This window comes from Paenibacillus sp. Y5S-9, assembly GCF_036894235.1.
Taxonomy (GTDB): Bacteria; Bacillota; Bacilli; order Paenibacillales; family Paenibacillaceae; genus Paenibacillus.
On the sequence record NZ_CP145887.1, the window covers coordinates 5338281 to 5356904 of the forward strand.

The 18624-nt window shown below is 47.8% G+C and carries 16 protein-coding genes and 1 pseudogene; 4 read left to right on the forward strand and 13 right to left on the reverse strand.

All coding sequences use genetic code 11. The annotated features are described in order from the left end of the window. Positions 1 to 165 precede the first annotated feature (165 nt). From V6669_RS23475 to V6669_RS23505, 7 genes are all read right to left on the reverse strand, one after another. Entirely contained in the window at positions 166 to 1722 is a 1557-nt protein-coding gene (locus V6669_RS23475; RefSeq protein ID WP_091027708.1) for a flotillin family protein, read from the reverse strand. 63 nt (positions 1723 to 1785) lie between these two features. Continuing rightward, positions 1786 to 2322, reverse strand: a complete 537-nt coding sequence (locus V6669_RS23480; RefSeq protein ID WP_017686844.1) for a hypothetical protein — start codon at positions 2320 to 2322, stop codon at positions 1786 to 1788. 279 nt (positions 2323 to 2601) lie between these two features. Next, on the reverse strand, positions 2602 to 3765 hold the full coding sequence (locus V6669_RS23485) for an iron-containing alcohol dehydrogenase (RefSeq protein ID WP_338588311.1): 1164 nt from the start codon (positions 3763 to 3765) through the stop codon (positions 2602 to 2604). 93 nt (positions 3766 to 3858) lie between these two features. After that, entirely contained in the window at positions 3859 to 4446 is a 588-nt protein-coding gene (locus V6669_RS23490; RefSeq protein ID WP_315938442.1) for an MSMEG_1061 family FMN-dependent PPOX-type flavoprotein, read from the reverse strand. A 151-nt stretch (positions 4447 to 4597) separates the two neighbouring features. After that, the gene (locus V6669_RS23495; protein WP_338588312.1) at positions 4598 to 6196 is read right to left on the reverse strand and encodes a UDP-glucose--hexose-1-phosphate uridylyltransferase; all 1599 of its coding nucleotides are present in this window, start codon (positions 6194 to 6196) and stop codon (positions 4598 to 4600) included. 14 nt (positions 6197 to 6210) lie between these two features. Beyond that, entirely contained in the window at positions 6211 to 7200 is a 990-nt protein-coding gene (galE, locus tag V6669_RS23500; RefSeq protein WP_338588313.1) for a UDP-glucose 4-epimerase GalE, read from the reverse strand. A 1-nt stretch (position 7201) separates the two neighbouring features. Continuing rightward, complete coding sequence (locus V6669_RS23505) at positions 7202 to 8383, reverse strand: galactokinase (protein WP_338588314.1); 1182 nt, start codon at positions 8381 to 8383, stop codon at positions 7202 to 7204. A 153-nt stretch (positions 8384 to 8536) separates the two neighbouring features. On the opposite strand from V6669_RS23505, the gene V6669_RS23510 reads away from it, so the two are divergent. Beyond that, complete coding sequence (locus tag V6669_RS23510; RefSeq protein ID WP_338588315.1) at positions 8537 to 9511, forward strand: AraC family transcriptional regulator; 975 nt, start codon at positions 8537 to 8539, stop codon at positions 9509 to 9511. A gap of 81 nt (positions 9512 to 9592) precedes the next feature. Here V6669_RS23510 and mgrA read toward each other — a convergent pair whose 3' ends face one another. The 6 genes from mgrA to V6669_RS23540 all read right to left on the reverse strand — a co-directional run bounded on the left by mgrA (position 9593) and on the right by V6669_RS23540 (position 14945). After that, a complete protein-coding gene (mgrA, locus tag V6669_RS23515; protein WP_338588316.1) occupies positions 9593 to 10600 on the reverse strand; it encodes an L-glyceraldehyde 3-phosphate reductase in 1008 nt (335 codons plus the stop codon). A 78-nt stretch (positions 10601 to 10678) separates the two neighbouring features. Further along, on the reverse strand, positions 10679 to 11419 hold the full coding sequence (locus tag V6669_RS23520; RefSeq protein WP_338588317.1) for an NAD-dependent protein deacylase: 741 nt from the start codon (positions 11417 to 11419) through the stop codon (positions 10679 to 10681). Between the two features lie 115 nt (positions 11420 to 11534). Next, on the reverse strand, positions 11535 to 12302 hold the full coding sequence (locus V6669_RS23525) for an HAD family hydrolase (protein WP_338588318.1): 768 nt from the start codon (positions 12300 to 12302) through the stop codon (positions 11535 to 11537). A gap of 63 nt (positions 12303 to 12365) precedes the next feature. After that, positions 12366 to 13130, reverse strand: coding sequence for an alpha/beta fold hydrolase (locus tag V6669_RS23530; RefSeq protein WP_338588319.1), 765 nt, complete (start codon positions 13128 to 13130; stop codon positions 12366 to 12368). A gap of 95 nt (positions 13131 to 13225) precedes the next feature. Next, positions 13226 to 13891, reverse strand: coding sequence for a bifunctional 2-keto-4-hydroxyglutarate aldolase/2-keto-3-deoxy-6-phosphogluconate aldolase (locus V6669_RS23535; protein WP_338588320.1), 666 nt, complete (start codon positions 13889 to 13891; stop codon positions 13226 to 13228). 88 nt (positions 13892 to 13979) lie between these two features. Continuing rightward, positions 13980 to 14945: a sugar kinase gene (locus V6669_RS23540; RefSeq protein WP_338588321.1), complete on the reverse strand. Its 966-nt coding sequence runs from the start codon at positions 14943 to 14945 to the stop codon at positions 13980 to 13982. Positions 14946 to 15167: 222 nt separating this feature from the next. On the opposite strand from V6669_RS23540, the gene V6669_RS23545 reads away from it, so the two are divergent. The 3 genes and pseudogenes from V6669_RS23545 to ilvD all read left to right on the forward strand — a co-directional run bounded on the left by V6669_RS23545 (position 15168) and on the right by ilvD (position 18577). Continuing rightward, positions 15168 to 16208 carry a fucose 4-O-acetylase gene (locus V6669_RS23545; protein WP_338588322.1) on the forward strand — a complete coding sequence of 347 codons (1041 nt, stop codon included), beginning with the start codon at positions 15168 to 15170 and terminating at the stop codon, positions 16206 to 16208. A gap of 123 nt (positions 16209 to 16331) precedes the next feature. Continuing rightward, positions 16332 to 16574 (forward strand): annotated as a pseudogene (locus tag V6669_RS23550) (general stress protein); the annotation flags it as partial. Positions 16575 to 16891: 317 nt separating this feature from the next. Further along, positions 16892 to 18577 (forward strand): dihydroxy-acid dehydratase, encoded by a 1686-nt coding sequence (gene ilvD, locus V6669_RS23555; RefSeq protein ID WP_074096200.1) that lies wholly within the window; start codon positions 16892 to 16894, stop codon positions 18575 to 18577. The last annotated feature ends 47 nt before the right edge of the window (positions 18578 to 18624 follow it).

Genomic DNA, 18624 nt, shown 5'->3' on the forward strand with positions numbered 1-18624 from the left:
GTTTGCACCTCTTTTTTCACACCATCTTAGGTGTGATTAAGTCACACCCTGTTACGAACGAAAAGACACCCGGAGCGGGCAAACCGCGCCGGACGTCTCGCTTAAAAAGTAACAAAAATTCGCCTTAAGGTCAATAGAGCAACCATGCAAGATTCGAAGTGCTTCTTACTCGTCAACTCCAGCTCTTTCCACAATCTTGTCGATTATAGAAGGAGTTGTAACAGCCTCGCTCTGTTGAATGGCAACTGGCGCAGGTGTTTTGGACTTTGTAAGACCTTTAATCAGCTGCTCTACATCGATGCCGGATACACTCTTGAGCATCTCTGGAGCGGTCGCCATAAGTTCGGTAACATAGTTACTCACTCGCGCTGCACCTTCACCTTTGCCTGTATCTACCACCGTCAGTTTATCAATGGATGCAATTGGCTCTGCAATTTTGCCAGCCAGTTCAGGCAACATTTTGACAATGATATCGAGTACAGCCGCTTCGCCAAACTTCTGGAACGCCTCTGCCAGTTTTTCCTTCGCTTCTGCTTCGGCAAGACCACGCAAACGAATAACTTCTGCATCCGCTGTACCTTTGGCAAGTTCCGCATCGGCCATAGCCTGACCTTCAAGTCGCTTCTGTTCAGCTGTTGCTTTGGCATGTGTTTCAATCGAATACTGTACAGCATCGGCTTCACGCATTCTTTTGGCTTTATCTGCTTCGGCAGCCTGCTCTACCGCATAACGATCCGCTTCTGCCTTTTTCTTCACTTCAGCATCATATTGTTTCTCACGTACGACGATTTCTTTTTCCTGGAGATCAATCTCACGTTCTTTACGAACGAGTTCAACCTTCATTTCTTCTTCCACCACAGTCTGTCTAGCACGCGCTTCATGGATATGGTAAGCCTGATCGGCTTCCGCTTTTGCTGTATCCTGATCACGCTTAAACGTGGCTACTTTCAGTTCTTTCTCTTTGGCTGCCTCAGCGATATTGGTATCCCGCAGCAACTCCGCTTTTTGCCCCTGCTCTTCCGCATTGGCCTTCTGAATACGTGCATCACGCATCGCTTCCGCTTCAGCTATCTCGGCATCACGCTTCACAGCAGCAATTCTTGGCTTACCGAGAGCATCCAGGTAGCCCTGTTTGTCACGAACATCCTTGATGGTAAATGAGACAATTTGCAGTCCCATTTTCTTCAGATCTCTAGCTGCTACGCCTTGAACCTCTTGCGCAAACCGATCCCTGTTCCGATATACTTCTTCCACCGTCATTGTACCGAGGATGGCCCGCAAATGCCCCTCCAGTACCTCCTGTGCTTCGCTTCTCAGCGCTTCTACAGGTTTACCGATGAATTGCTCAGCTGCCGTAGCAACGTCTTCTACAGCGCCTCCAACCTTGATAATAGCTACACCGTCAGCAATAACCGGAACCCCTTGCTCCGTGTACACTTCAGGTGTGGAGACATCCAGCTTGTGGGACAATAAGGAGATAAACTCGGATTGCTGGAATACTGGCAGGATAAATGCACCGCCACCACGAACAATCTTAATTTTTCGGCCAGAATCATCATCGGAGATATTTTTGCTACCCAGGAATGATCCCGTAACGATCATTGCCTCATCCGGTCCAACCGTTTTGTATCTCGCCCAGAAAGCCAAACCTAAAATTAGAATGACACCGACTACAACTATAGGAATCAGCAATACATCCCAATTCAAATTCAAATTATCCATTCCACATCTCTCCCCTTATTCATTCATGATGAGTGCTTAAACTACTTAGGTGATAAGAATACTTTATAAATCTTTAAGTACATTTTCATCCCATTCCGACACACGCAGTACACCATCTACAACATCCACCACCACAACACGTGCTCCCGCCGCAATGGGGAGGTGTTCAAAACTGGATGCCGTTTGAATCGTACTACCGGATGCAAAACGAATCATCACTTCGCCAAAACCTTTTTCCGGCACCGGAATGGTGATTTCCCCAATTTTCCCAGATAACTCTTTCATTGAAAATGCAATCGAGACATCGCTGTTACGCATCGGTTTGATATATGCGAAGAATACCAGCATGGCTGCAGCAATACCTATAAGCAGGGATAATATTAGACCCGACATCGCACTTAATGAACTATAACGTGTCAGCATAATGCCTGCCCCACCGAAGGTTGTAATGGAACCAGCTAACACAACGGGTTTGAAAAAATCAAGACCTGGCATTTCGAAGGCTCCGTCCAGCAAGCCGTCAATCAAGTCACCCAGCACAAGGCTGACAACCGCAAATATTGCTCCTCCGATCAGACACCCCCAATAAATTGTCTCCATCCCCTGTTCCTCCTCTCCTCTGCCGCAAATTCATCCTAACTGGGCATTCCACATGTAAATAAATACGTAGCTGACATCAAAATGTTTCAAAATCTTTCCTCAAATGTATTCTGAACCCGATAATGGGTATTATCACGACATTCTGTTCTTCTTGCTTCATGTTCCTCCATTATTCACGTGTACAGCCCGAATACATGAAAAAACCGCAAGCCCCCATAAAGGAGACTTGCGGTTATTGGACAACGGAATGTGTCCTTTCACTTTGCAGTGATTATAGAATTACAGAGAAGCCTTGTAGATGGATACAACATCTTCCCGTTGCAGTTTCTTGAAGTTACCGAATGGGCCAAACAGCATCGCTTTGTCTGCCATTACGTCGATCTGGCTATCATCGATATCGTAATCTGCCAGACGGTTAGGTGCACCAATGGATGTCCAGAATTTGCTGAGCGCATCGATACCTTCTTCGGCAATCTGTCTGTCCGACTTGCCTTCTGGGTTCACCTCGAATACATTAATTGCCAGACGTTTGAATCGATCCACATTCACATCCAGGTTATGTTTCATCCAGTGTGGGAACAAGATTGCAAGTCCACCGCCGTGTGGGATATCATACACTGCGGATACCGCGTGTTCAATATTATGTGTTGCCCAGTCGCCTGCGAGACCCATATTCAGCACGCCATTTAGTGCCATTGTTCCGCAATACAGAATCGTTTCGCGCAGTTCATAGTTCTCCAGATCTTCAACCAGACGAGGCGCTGCTTCCATGACAGTACGCAGAATCGTCTCACAGAAGCCAAGTTGAACCGGTGTATTGGCATCCAGATGGAAGTAATGCTCCAATACGTGGGACATCATATCTACCATGCCGTATACCGTTTGGTCCAGTGGAACAGTGTATGTATTCACTGGATCCAGGATAGAGAATGCAGGGAATGAGTATGCGCTACCCCAGCCCAATTTTTCTTGTGTATCCTGATTCGTAATAACCGAACCGGAGTTCATCTCCGAACCGGTTGCTGCCATCGTCAATACGGTACCGAGTGGAAGAGCGTCCTGTGCAACGGCTTTGCGCTGAGCAAAATCCCACATATCGCCATCATATTTTGCACCTACAGCAATAGCTTTGGAGCAGTCCAGTACACTGCCGCCACCTACAGCGAGGATCAGGTCGATGTTATTTGTTTTACAGAGGTCTACCCCTTTATGCACCGTAGAAAGACGTGGGTTAGGTTCCACACCTGCCAGTTCAGTCACTTCTGCTCCAACTTCCTTAAGCAAACCGATCACTTGATCGTACAGACCACTGCGTTTGATACTGCCGCCACCATATACAAGCAGAACCCGTTTACCGTATTTCGGCACTTCTGTTTTCAATGCTTCCAGTTGTCCTTTGCCGAAAATCAGCCGGGTTGGATTATAGAATTGGAAAGATCTCATATCTATTGTCGCCTCCAATGGAGTTTAGAATTTTTAGTGCAACTCCAATTATAGTACCCCGTTTATAGAAAAACAAATCGATAGTCACTCACTTTATAACAATCCGTTAATCTCCAAATGGGCTCGAAACATCTCGCTCGTTGAAGGCAAATCCTCAGCATCGACCCATGTTTCTGAGGCCCATAATCCAGACTGTTTGAATGCCCGCGGGCAATGGATAAAGCACTCTTCCACATCTACAATGACAGCCGCACCTATGGTTTTACCACTCCAGCCCATACTGGCGATGAATTCCTCATCCTTGGTAATAGATGCTGTACCATTAATACGCAGCACTTCATTCATACCCGGAATCAAAAAGAGCATACCAATACCAGGGTTCGACAACATGTTCAGCAACGAATCTATGCGCCGATTTCCTGGGCGTTCGGGATAGACGAGCCGATATGTATCATACACTTTTACGAATCCCGCTCCATCACCCCGAGGTGACACATCACTTTTTCCATCACGATCGGAGGTGGAGAGGAAAAATAACGGTGACATGGATAGAAAGTTCTGAACATGTGAATCCACAAATGAAATTGCCTTGTTACGCACATGTTCATGAGGTTCACCCACCATGCCTTGCAGTTCCTCAGCATCTGTAATCAACGGAATATTCAATGCTTTCTTTTCCAAGTTATTAACCCCATTTCCTCAATTCATTGTGGTACTCTAGGACTTCACTCCATTATAACTTGCCCGGAATTTCTTTCCAATGCATACAAATGTCTAGAATAACAAGAACAACACCCGCTCATGATTGGGCGGGTGTTGTTCTTGTTGACTACTATTCAGTGTATCCCATGCTGCTTACAAAACGACGGAAAGCCTGACGTCCTGCTTCATCATATTTGTAGACACCTGCATGTTCCAGAATCTCGGCAAATTTCAAGCCGACTTCCTGTTGTACAATGGCAACGGCTTGTTCTTTGTCCAGGTTAGGACCAAACCGTTCAATCAATTCTTCCGCCCAGCTCAGGTGTTTGTTCAACACATGATCAGAAGCTTTGGCGGCTTCAGCAAGTTTGGCATCTCCAGCGAGGATATCCGCGATACTGTCCAGTTCTTCTTTCAAACGACCTGGCAGGATGGCAAGCCCCATCACTTCGATCAGACCAATGTTTTCTTTCTTCAGATGGTGCATCTCACGGTGAGGATGGAAAATCCCTTCAGGATGCACGTCATTTGTACGATTGTTACGCAATACAAGATCCATCTCATAACCACCATCTGCACTGCGACGAACGATTGGTGTTACCGTATTGTGTGGTACTTGTTCCCCGTCCACTTCACTGAATGCTTCGATATCCACAGCAGAATCACTGTAGACCTTCCACGCTTCATATACAGCATTACCAGCTTCTAGCAGTTCTGCAGGATCGTGTGAGGCCAGGCGCATGACGGACATTGGCCATTTCACAAGACTCAACGTAAGTCCAGGTGCATCCGCATGGCGGAAGACCGCCTCTGGCTGTGCATTTTGAATGGCAAACGTATGACGACCACCCTGGAAATGGTCATGTGTCAGGATAGAACCGCCCACGATCGGCAGATCCGCGTTAGATCCGATAAAGTAGTGTGGGTACTCCCCAACAAAGGCAAGCAGTCTGCGCAGTGTATCTTTGGTTAATTTCATCGGCACATGATCATGATGGAAAATGATGCAGTGCTCGTTGTAGTACACATACGGCGAGTATTGGAACAACCAAGGCTCGCTGTTAAGTTCCAGCGGAATAACTCTCAGATTCTGGCGGGCCGGGTGATTCACCCGACCAGCGTAACCTACATTTTCACGACACAGCTGGCATTTTGGATATACCGGAGGCGGAAGCAATTTCGCCATAGCAATTTCCTTTGGACTTTTCTCCGGTTTTGACAGGTTAATAGTAATCTCCATGTCTCCATAGGCCGTGTCCTGAGTCCAGTAAACGTTCTTCGAGATCCGATCCATCCGAATATAGTTGGAGTTAATCGACAAGTCATAGAATTGAGATGTGGCCGCCTCAATACCTTCCGTCTGCTCCGTGTGGCGAAAGGCGCGCACCACTTCGGATGGGCGTGCCATCAAATGACCCATGATTTTGGCATCCAGCAAATCACGGAACGTATCACTATTTTCAGGAATGAGTCCAATGGTAAATCCATAATCGATCAACGTATCCAGCATCGCCTGTGGACCATCGGGCACAGTTGTGTCCAACTCACCGGCATAAGGCTCTGAAAATCCGAATTGTTCCAGCAAGAGGTTGCGGCTATAATCCCAATCCGCTTCCTCGATTAATTGTTTCTGCAAGGCAAATGCAACCAGACGTTCAATGGCATGCAGTGCTTCCTGCTGCTCCGGTGTCCGCTCTGTGGCACCTGCTGCAATATGAGTCTGTGACATAAGGTGTTCGCCTCCTAGTTTTTTCCGTAGCCGTCAGGACGTGATTGGTGCCAGCTCCAAGCGCTTTGAATAACATCTTCCAGATTGGTCCATTTCGGGTTCCAACCCAGGACAGATCTCGCTTTGGCAGATGAAGCTACCAGCACAGCCGGGTCACCTGCACGACGTGGTTCCTGTACAACCGGGATATCGAGGCCAGTCACTTTTTTAGCTGTTTCGATCACTTGTTTTACCGAGAAGCCTGTGCCGTTACCCAGGTTAAACACGTTACTGTTCTCACCTTTGCGAAGATAATCTACTGCACGCAGATGTGCATCAGCCAAGTCGCTCACGTGGATATAGTCACGGATACATGTCCCATCTTCTGTTGCATAGTCGTCACCAAATACGGCGATGTGCGAACGTTGTTTCAAAGCCGTTTGCAGCACCAGTGGAATCAGATGACTCTCTGGTTGGTGATCTTCACCAATTTTGCCGCTCTCATGAGCACCGGCTGCATTGAAGTAACGCAGGGAAACATATTTGATATCCTGAACTTTATCGAACCATGACATCATGCGTTCCATCATCAGCTTGGTTTCGCCGTATACGTTGGTTGGCTCTGTACGATCGCTTTCTTCGATTGGCACTTTCTCAGGCTCACCGTAGGTAGCTGCTGTAGAGGAGAAGACGATGCGGCGTACGTTCGCTGCATTCATCGCTTCCAACAGACAGAGTGTACCAAACACGTTGTTGTCATAATATTTAACCGGGTCTTTCATACTTTCGCCTACGAGTGAGTTGGCTGCAAAGTGAATGACTGCATCGATTGAATTCTCAGCGAACAGCTTCGCCAGAATTTCTTTGTCACGCAGATCCCCTTCATACAACTTACCGCCGAGCAACGCTTCGAGATGCCCTGTCTGCAAGTTATCCAGTACTACAACCTCTTCCCCACGTTCCAACAATGCTGCTACCGTATGAGATCCAATATACCCTGCTCCACCAGTCACCAAAATTGCCATTTTACTTCGCCTCCTTCAATTCTTTAACACCGTCACCTACGCCGCATACATAAAAATCACCTTTTAGACGGGTACGCGCTTCATATGCAGCGCCCACTTCGCTTACAAAACGCTCGACATCATCTTCATGCACAAGTGATACGGTACAACCGCCAAATCCTGCGCCAGTCATCCGAGCACCAAGCGTGCCTGGAATCCGCTGAGCTTCTTCAACCATAACATCCAGCTCATCACAGCTAACTTCATACAAATCACGAAGCGATTCATGAGAAGCGTTCATCAGCTTGCCGAAGGTTTCCAGATCATTGATCCGTAAAGCTTCGACCGATGCGAGCACACGCGCGTTCTCTTCCACAACATGTTGTGCACGCTGTCTTACTTTCTCATCCTTGATCTGATCCTGTAGTGTTACGAACTGCTCTGGCGTCAATTGAGCCAGGTAATTCAGTGCAGGCAGCTGTTCCTTCAAGATGGCAAGTGCCTGCTCGCATTGGGAGCGACGTTCATTATAAGCCGAATCTACCAGACCGCGGCGTTTGTTTGTGTTCCCGATGACCAATTTGTAGGAGCCTGTACGGAAAGGAACCTTTTCGTACTCCAGTGTGTCACACATCAGCAGGATCGCGTGATCCTGAGCACCGTTTGCGACAGCGAACTGATCCATGATTCCACAGTTGACGCCTACGAACTCATTTTCCGCTTTCTGGGACAGAAGCGCCAGTTGAACCGTATCAATATCCGTTACGCCCTCCAGAGACTGAATCGCAAATCCGGTGAGTACCTCCAATGATGCAGATGATGAAAGCCCTGCCCCGTTCGGAATCTCCCCATGGTACAGGAAGTCGTAGCCTTTTGTTACATTCACGCCTTTGCCCTGCAATTCAACCATGACACCAACAGGATAGTCGGTCCATTCTCCGGTCTTCTCCTTACCGATGGAGGAAGTGTCTAGTACCCCTTCATATGACATGTTCGTGGAAGCCAATTGCAACTTGTTGTCCTCACGCTCACGGATAATTAATGTTGTTCCGAATTCAAGTGCTGCCGGAAGCACGTATCCACCATTATAGTCAATGTGCTCACCGATCAGATTCACACGCCCAGGAGCATGAAATACACGGATGTCCGCTCCACTCTCTCCGTACTTTTCAATAAACTTTTGTTTCAATTCAGTTACGTTCACTGCTGGTGCACCTCGCCTCATTGTTGTGGTTTTCTTAATGTTATTATATAAGAAAGCGGTGCCTCTTGTAATGCAACCATGTGTGTTTCATATGGATAAATGTGACCTTAAGGCGTATAATGATCGGAGCATCCCAGAAAGAAGGAAACGAGTATGACAGACTCATTCAACGCCAAGAAAGAATCCCTTGCATCTTCTACAGAAAAAATACAGGAATCACCTTCCGGTAAAAGTGGAGCACTCAGTTATTCGGTTGCCTCCAATCCCGTCTATTATGAGCAAGGCGCACTGCATGTCCTGTTTGCCGGAGCAAGCCAGACCCTTCCGGGTCACGCCGTCGGCCCCAAACTGTTTGATTATTATCTGCTGCACTATGTAGAAAAAGGGGCGGGTACGTTCCGTACCGAACTGCACACCTACGAGTTATCCGCAGGTGACTGTTTTCTCATTCATCCCGGGCAACTGGTAAGCTACCAGTCTCACGCCCGCAATCCATGGCAATACCGCTGGATCGCTTTCACGGGCAGCCAGGCTGCCCAGCATGCCGAGGAGGCGGGATTCCGCCCCGAGAAGTCCGTTTTTCATGCCGGACCCTCTTGTGGAATATCCGATTGGTTATCCGTGATGCAAGATGCTTTTGCCGAGCGCAAAGAAAGCTCCCATTTCACATCACTGGGTACGTTATATATGATTCTAGCCGAAGCACAGAATCACCTTTCGCAGGGCCAAACCTTAATTCCAGGTGAATCATCCATCCGACGTACGGTGAAACAGATGATTCAGTATATGTCCACCCAATATGCCTATCCTGTCTCCATTGAACAAATGTCTGCGAGTCTCGGGTACAACCGTGCGTATCTATCCCGTATTTTCAAACAGGAAACCGGTCTTTCGCCAGTCACTTATCTGCTCAAACTGCGGATCGACAAGTCGCGCCAACTCCTGAGAGAACGCCCGGATCTGTCCATCGAACAGGTATCTGCATCGGTCGGACTGCCAGACGCGCTGTATTTCTCCAAACAGTTCAAACGATTTCACGGTGAAGCGCCTAGCTTGTATCGAGAGAAAATACTGTCCCGCCCACTACATCAGGGGTTACAGAAGAACGCTCAACAAAACAAACGGTGAGCAAGATAACGGCCGGAACCACATACGACAAAAAAAGGTGCATTCCGCCATTATGGCTAAGATGCACCTTTTACACTTTATTTATTTGTCATCAGGCTGCGGAGACAGAATGGATTCAATCCGTTCCAATTCCTCTGTAGAGAAATCCAGCTGACTAAGCGCAGCCACATTCTCTTCAATCTGGGAAGGACGGCTTGCGCCAATCAGCGCAGAAGTTACCCTGCCATTCCGCAGAACCCAGGAGAGTGCAAATTGGGCCAAGCTCTGACCGCGGGCCGCTGCAATCTGGTTCAGCGCACGCACTTTTCGGAGCGTCTCTGGAGAGATGTTGCTCTCATTAAGGAATACCGATGGTCCTTTGGCACGTGAGTCTTCCGGGATACCATTCAAGTATTTGTTCGTGAGCACACCTTGTGCCAATGGGCAGAATGCAATACTGCCTGTTCCATACTCATCCAGCACGTCCTGCAAGCCATCTTCAATCCAGCGCTCCAGCAGCGAGTATTTCGGTTGATGGATTAACAGGGGCGTACCCAGACCTTTCAGAATTTCGGCAGCCTGTCTCGTCTGCTCTGCGGGATAGTTGGATATCCCTACATAAAGGGCTTTGCCCGAGCGAACAATATGATCCAGTGCCATCATCGTTTCTTCCAAAGGTGTTTCGGGATCATAACGGTGGGAATAGAAAATATCCACATAATCCAGGCCCATACGCTTCAAGCTCTGATTCAGACTGGATACCAGATTTTTGCGTGAACCCCACTCGCCATACGGCCCGGGCCACATATAATATCCCGCTTTGGTGGAGATCACCAGTTCATCCCGATAAGGTTTCAGATCCTGGGCCAGTACCTGTCCAAATAACTGCTCTGCTGAACCTGCCGGTGGACCATAATTGTTGGCAAGGTCAAAGTGTGTAATGCCCAGATCAAATGATCGGGTAATCATATTACGGCCATTCTCAGCGTTATTGATACCGCCAAAATTATGCCACAGCCCCAGTGAAATCGCTGGCAGTTTCAAACCTGAACGTCCAACGCGGTTATATTTCATCGTTTCATAGCGAGTATCGCTTGCTACGTAGACCATTATGAATCCCTTCTTTCCCCAGGTTCCGCCTCTTTTGTCCGGTCTGTGCCGGAGAATGCGGTTGTTCAGTCCATACGTTTAACCAAGAAGCTGGTCCACATTATTCATTACCTCGCCAATCGGATCTGTAATCAGCAAATCAGCCCTGCGGTCATAAGCAGTAGGTGTAGCGTTCAGCAGAACGGTATGTTTTCCCTGAAAATACGTAATTAACTGGGCCGCCGGATATACCGTCAGTGACGTGCCTCCCACGAGTAACAGATCTGCAGAAGACAGTGCATCAATGGAACGATACAATGTCGTCTGATCCAGCTCCTCTTCGTACAGCACCACATCCGGTTTGATCACACCACCACATGCGGTACAGCGAGGTACGGTATGTTGGGATAGTATAATTTCATTCAGCGTATAAAACTGCTTGCAATCCATGCAGCCGTTACGATGAATTGAGCCGTGAAGCTCAAAGACATTGCTGCTGCCTGCCTTCTGATGCAGTCCGTCGATATTTTGCGTGATCACTGCCTGAAGTTTCCCCTCATGCTCCAGACGGGCCAACAGTCGATGGCACCCGTTAGGTTCCGCATCTGGATGAAGCATTTTGCCTCGATAAAAATCATAAAAAATATCGGCATGTTGATCAAAAAAATGCCGGCTTAACAATTCTTCCGGTGGATAAGGCGAATGCTGCTCCGTCTGATACAGACCCGCAGCCGAGCGGAAGTCGGGAATCCCGCTTTCCGTTGAAGTTCCGGCCCCTCCGAAAAAAACAATACGGGAGCTTTCCTGAATCCAGGCAGCCAGTTGTTCTGTTGCGTTCATCCTCTCTCCTCCTTTTGTTTACTATATAAATTGAACTAAAGAATATTTACACTGGCCACTCCGTTTTGTATAAATGTTGAGTTCAATTTATATCGTTCAACCAAACCAGAGTGACTTATATAATCACGCTTATCTCATTATAATGACGAATAATGGCATGGGCATCAACCAGGTGGGATCCTTGATCTAACTGTGGACAGTAACCAAGCGTATAGGATACCTCTGCGTGCCGCCCCATCTGCATATCCCCATTGCTGTCTCCAATGACAACGGCCTCCGCAGGTTCGATATGTAATTCACGGCAAGCCAAGAGTGCTGCTTCTCTATCCGGTTTGCCCTGGGTCACCCGATCACAGCCCACAATGGATGTGAAAAAGGAACGTATCCCCATCCAATCCAGATGTGTTTCTGCTGCTGCTGTGCTGTCTGAAGTGACGACCGCCAGTGGTATGTCCGCTGCCCTGCATTTCTGCAAGAAATCCAGCAATCCTGACATGGGTTCAGCGGATTTGCGCTCTCTTACCGATCTCATGGCTACACTTGAAAATTTGCGTATCGTTGTGATCGCTTCATTCCATGGCATACCTGCCGCATATAACTGCCCGGCAAGCAATCCCGTGCACTCATCCACAGTCGCAATGGCCAGCGGACCTTGCGGATCATATCCAACAATGTGTCCTTGTGGATTATGAATGGTGCCCAGAACATGCTCCCGTTCAACTGTAAATGGAGCTCCAAGTTCATTCATACGTGATTGTAACTGATCCATTAATGTCTCTGCCCACGGCCCCCATAGCTGGAGAAATTCCAGCAGTGTTCCATCTTTATCTAATAGGATACCTTTACATGGGATCTGCGCTCCATTCACTTGAAGCATAGCCATCCGTACCACCTCCATCAAGTATGCTATAAATGCATACAGCCCTTAATGCAGAATGATCAATACCTACTTGATAGTACTTAACCAAGCCAGTACCGTCTTGACCGTCTGATTCAGCTGTTCTTCTCCACTCACTTCCGGCTCACCATCTCCTTTTTGATGACCATAATCACCGAACTGGGCGTGGTTACCACCTTCAATGGTGTAATATACCGTGTCTTCTGGAAGATACATCCGTCCACTTTGATACTTCGTGGCATTCACGACCTCATCTTTAGTTCCCAGAATGGATAAAGCAGGTATTCCAAGTGACTTTACGCTTCCTTTTTCATCCGGGTAGGATGCCAGAAAGAAGATGCCCTGTAGAGCATCAGGATGCGATGCTACATAACGTGCAGCCATGGACCCACCGAGAGAATGTCCACCCATAACGAATTGTTCATCTGGATATGCGGCCAGAATCTCATCTGCCAAGTTTGGCTTGAGCACTGCCAGGTTAACTGGCATCTTGGCAATAATCGTGTGATGACCCGCAGCGGCCAACTCATGCGCAAGTGTTGCGTAACTTTCAGGTTTTACCAGTCCACCAGGGTAGAAAAGTACACTTTTCCCAGTCGGTTTATCTGGCACAAAATCAATCCAGTTCTCTTGTTCGCTCACGGTCACCTTATTGGCTGTTTCCATGGCCGTTTGAGCTGTTTCCTGTGGACCGTATGGTGTGAATAATTTCCACGCAACAAATCCACATCCAATGACAATGAGCGCCAGAAGTACGAGCAGGAATTTCCCGATGCCCCTCTTCTTGCGCCCTGTATTATACCGATTTCTCAACGTTAATCACCTTTCTTCACTTCCGCAGGTGCCGCGGCTCACAGAATTGGGAGCCTTCGTTAATTCAGGCTCCCTTTCTCCGAATTGAACAAATATTATTCAGCCTTGGCCTTGCGATAAGCATCCATATATTGTTCCGCTTTGCGACGGACATGACTCAGGTCACCCGTCTTCACAGCTTCCGATGTCAAGTCGGAGCCGATACCAACAGCCACTGCTCCACCCTTGATCCAATCCCCCAGATTAGACAAGGATACCCCGCCAGTTGGCATAAAATTCGCCTGTGGCATAGGCCCTTTCATCGTTTTGATAATCGAAGGATCATACAGATTACCCGGGAACAACTTCACGATGTCCACACCGAGTTCCAATGCCCGTTGAACATCAGCAATCGTCATCACACCAGGCAGAATCGGAATTCGATACAGGTTGCAGATCTGAACGGTATCCGGATTCAGGGAAGGTCCGACTATAAACTCGGCACCCGACATGATGGCAGCTCTTGCCGTTTGCGGTTCTAACACCGTTCCCGCACCAATAATCGCGAACTTCTCTGGATCTTGTGTGTTCCAATGGTATACACGGCTTAATTTTTCAATGGCTTTGAGCGCACTGGGCACTGTCATCGTAATCTCGATAACTTTAATGCCACCCGCAATCGCTTGCTCGGCCATGGCAATGACTTGATCAGCAGAATCTGCACGCAGAACCGCCACAACCCCATTGTCCGTAATCTTTTGCAACAGCTGAAGCTTCTTCATTTCATTCTCTCCCTTGTCAATGTGGTGGTTGTGTATACAAGCCTTACATTTAAGAACGAAGATGAGCCATATATGATTTCAGCAGCGACTAGCGCTCAACATGGGCAACGTTGTTCAGCTTGGCCTCGACCTGCCCCCACGTGGGGAGTGCCTCCCAATCGCCAACAGCCTGTATAACCATGGAACCGGTCAAATTGCCGAGACGGGTTGCTTCCTGCGGGGAGTATCCTTTTAACAACCCCGATAAAAATCCCGCGCAGAATCCATCTCCTGCTCCTACCGTATCCAGAACATAATCCGCCTTAAAGTACGGAACTTCCGTTAGGGTACCATTCGCCAATACGTAGGTCAAATCAGGGCCACCCTTCACGATGCACACAGCATTCATGGCAGATAAACGCTCAAGCACTTTTTGATCATTTTCTTCGTTATATAGAAGTTTCATCTCGTCCAGACCCGGTAAAAAGTAGTCCGCCAGTTCAGCTAAACGCAGTATAACCGGACGAGCCTCATCCGCAGACCATAGTTTGAGACGCAGATTTGGATCAAAGCTTACTTTCACCCCTGCCTGTTTGGCAATATGTATGGCAGCCTCTACCGTTGCAAGTCCGGACGGGCTTATCGCCGCCGTTATACCTGTAACATGTAAAATCTTCGCCCCGGCAATATAGTCGGGATCCAGATCATCAGGTGTAATCGCACTTGCAGCAGATAGCTTCCTATAATAATGCACCGAGGCTTTCCCGGAAGCGTTCTCACGAATCATCAAACCAGTAGGGTCGTCATCACTTAACCTTACCCGGGATACATCTACACCTTCACCGCGAATGGCTTTTAGAATCATACTGCCGATCGGATCATTGCCCAAGCGTCCAAACCAACCACTGGTATGCCCCAGGCGGGATACGCCAATAGCCAGATTGCTCTCAGCACCCCCGAAAGACTTGTCCAGTGTGGCTGCATATTCCAGCCCTCTTGTATCCTTGGCGGTCAGCAAACCCATACTCTCCCCAAACGTAATAATTTCCGGGCTTGGATAGGGACTCGTTGACATGATTTCTTCCCTCCTTATATTTACATTCCCTCATCTTCTTTTACTATTGTCATCCTCTATGCAACCGTTGTCAATCCCGTTACGTTCATTTTGTTGTCACAGCTTTGAGAAAAGATAGCGCTTACTAATGTGAATTAAATCACAATAGATAATGTACATCCGTATTACCCTTATTACAGATGCAAATGACCTTGCAACTAGGGTCTATAAGGGGGCTACACCATGAAAAAACAGACACTGATCCGGGATGATCAGGAATCTTTCTTTTACAATCTGCGCTTTATGCTTATCGTCTGTGTCCTTGCTGGTAATGCACTGGAACCACTCATCACACGCTTTGCAGGAGCAGAAGCTCTGTTCCTGTGGATATATACGTTTCACATGCCACTCTTTGTATGGGTAACCGGGTATTTTGCGACACACTCACTTCAAGGTGCCTCTGGGAGAAATGTTCTGAAGCAGATTGCCTTACAATATGTACTGTTTCAGTCCTTATACGCATTAATGGACTTTACCGTCTTCCACACACCCCATATGCGGCTATCCTTCTTTGCACCTTACTTGCTGTTATGGTTTCTCGCGAGTCATTTCTGTTGGCGACTGTTGCTTCGTCTGACGATTTCATGGAAACCGATATATCGGCTGATTGGATCGATTGCGCTCGGTGTATTTGCCGGGTATTTGCCCATCGACGGGTTCTGGCTAAGCTTCAGCCGTACGTTTGTGTTCCTGCCGTTCTTTGTCATCGGTTATGACTATGGAGCATCCATTCGTTCTCGTTTATTATCCGGTTGGGGGCGAAAAACCTCAGCCATCCTCTCCGCTGCACTGTTGGTATGGATCGGGTATGGGGGTATGAATATTTCATCGGGATGGTTACTTGGCAGCATGACGTACGCCGAACTGGGTCACCACGAATGGTATGCCGGCATCTTCCGACTTGGTGTCTACCTATTGGAAATTGCATCGGCAACACTTTTCTTGGCCTGGGTACCTTCCTTGACTTCCAGACTTACGGACCTTGGACGACGCACACTCTATGTATTCCTGCTGCATGGTTTTCTCATTCGTCTCGCGATCTGGTCTGGAGTCTACAGTTATATGGGAAGCTCAGCTTATATTCCAGTCATACTTCTCATCGCCGTACTCTTTTCAGTCACACTGGCTCTGCCGGCTGTACGTCACACGTTCAAACCCTTAATTGAACCGGATATATCCCGCTTTTCTTTCAATCGGCATGAGGTGTTCAAACGGTCGGCCTAACGCTCTGATGGATCTCTTCACCATCGATTCCATCCTGGTGTGTTGTTTCAGGCTGGAAATGATGTGGTAAATTAGGGATACGCGCTACAAAAAACAACTTATCGTTGTAAGGAGTGATTTGTAATGGCACGTCAACCGACGTCAGAACGCAAGATGAGCCGTGAGGAAGCCGGTAGATTAGGTGGTAAAGCCACTTCCAAAAACCATGATCGAAGCTTCTACCAGATGATTGGAAAAAAAGGTGGAGAAGCGACTTCAGATGCCCATGATACTGACTTTTACAAGCAGATTGGTCGCAAGGGCGGAGAAGCAACCTCCGAAACCCATAATAAGGAATTCTATCGTGAGATTGGACGCAAAGGCGGAAGCAACTGATGAATTCCGCTCGCCACATCGAAACATGATCATAGCTTTCCCGCAAATCAAGAAGTCTAATTCCATGAAAATGGTTTAAGGCTTCTTTTTATTGATTGTAGAAATATGACGACGGTTGTGATAGACTCAATAGAAAAACCGGGTGTTCACGGGTTTAAAGCAGCAAAGAATTTCACAAACTACGGGGAGCTCGACACCGGCAAGCCGGATCATTTTTTAGAGTACGGATGAATTTAAACGACAGATGCACTGCCATTTACTTTTCCATTCATGTTGCTCAATATTATATATTTGGGGGGAAACACACCATGTCAGCCAAGAAGATGCGTTCCGATATGATCAAAAAAGGTTTTGACCGTGCACCGCACCGGAGTTTGCTCCGCGCAGCGGGCGTTAAAGAAGAGGATTTCGGCAAGCCATTTATTGCCGTATGTAACTCTTACATCGATATCGTGCCCGGCCACGTCCACCTTCAGGAATTCGGTAAAATTGTAAAGGATGCTATTCGTGAAGCCGGTGGCGTTCCATTCGAATTCAACACCATCGGAGTAGATGATGGTATTGCCATGGGACACATTGGTATGCGTTACTCGCTGCCAAGCCGTGACATTATCGCGGATTCCGTGGAAACCGTTGTATCTGCACACTGGTTTGACGGCATGGTATGTATCCCGAACTGCGATAAAATTACACCCGGCATGATGATGGGTGCACTCCGTTGTAATATCCCTACCGTGTTTGTCAGCGGTGGACCGATGAAAGCCGGTCGTGACAGCAATGGTAAAGCTCTGTCCTTGACCTCTGTATTTGAAGGCGTAGGCGCTTATCAAGCGGGTAAAATCGATGACAAGAGCTTGCTTGAACTTGAACAGTTCGGTTGTCCAACATGTGGATCATGCTCCGGTATGTTCACAGCGAATTCCATGAACTGTCTGGCTGAAGCGATGGGACTGGCTATGCCAGGTAACGGAACCATCCTTGCTGTTGCTCCTGAGCGTCGTGAGTTTGTTAAACAATCCGCTAAACAACTGATGGAACTTATTAAAATGGATCTGAAACCACGTGATATCGTTACTGTAGAAGCGATCGATAACGCGTTTGCACTGGATATGGCTATGGGTGGATCTACGAATACAGTACTGCACACGCTGGCACTGGCTCATGAAGCAGGTATCGAGTATCCAATCGAACGGATCAATGAAGTAGCTAACCGCGTTCCGCATCTGGCGAAACTTGCACCTGCTTCCGATCTTCACATCGAAGACGTTCACAATGCAGGCGGCGTAAGCGCAGTGCTGAACGAATTGCTCAAGAAACCAGGCGCGATTCATGGTGACTGTATTACAGTAACAGGTAAAACAATCCGTGAGAACGTTGAAGGAAAAGAAATCCAGGATACCAATGTCATCCACCATCTGGATAACCCGCATTCCGAAAAAGGCGGCCTGGCTGTATTGTTTGGTAACCTTGCACCACAAGGAGCTATCATCAAAGTTGGTGCTGTTGATGCTTCGGTTGGTGGATACCACAAAGGTCCTGCCATCTGCTTTGACTCCCAAGAGCAAGCGCTCGAAGGTATTGCTAACGGCAAAGTAAAAGAAGGACATGTTGTTGTTATCCGTTATGAAGGACCAAAAGGTGGACCAGGTATGCCTGAGATGCTGGCTCCTACTTCCCAGATCGTAGGTATGGGTCTTGGTGCCAAAGTTGGTCTGATCACCGATGGACGCTTCTCTGGTGCATCCCGCGGAATCAGTATCGGACATATCTCTCCGGAAGCAGCTGAAGGTGGTCCAATCGCCTTTGTTGAAGAAGGGGACATCATCGAGCTGGATCTGAACAACCGTATCATCGAATTGCACATCAGTGACGAGGAGTTTGAACGTCGTCGCGCAGGTTGGAAAGGCTTTGAACCGAAAGTAAAAACCGGTTACCTGGCTCGTTATTCCAAACTGGTTACCAATGCAAGCAACGGTGGCGTACTGAGTATCTAATTCACTAATAAATAAAGGGTTGCTCTTCTGCCAAATCTGGCGAAGGG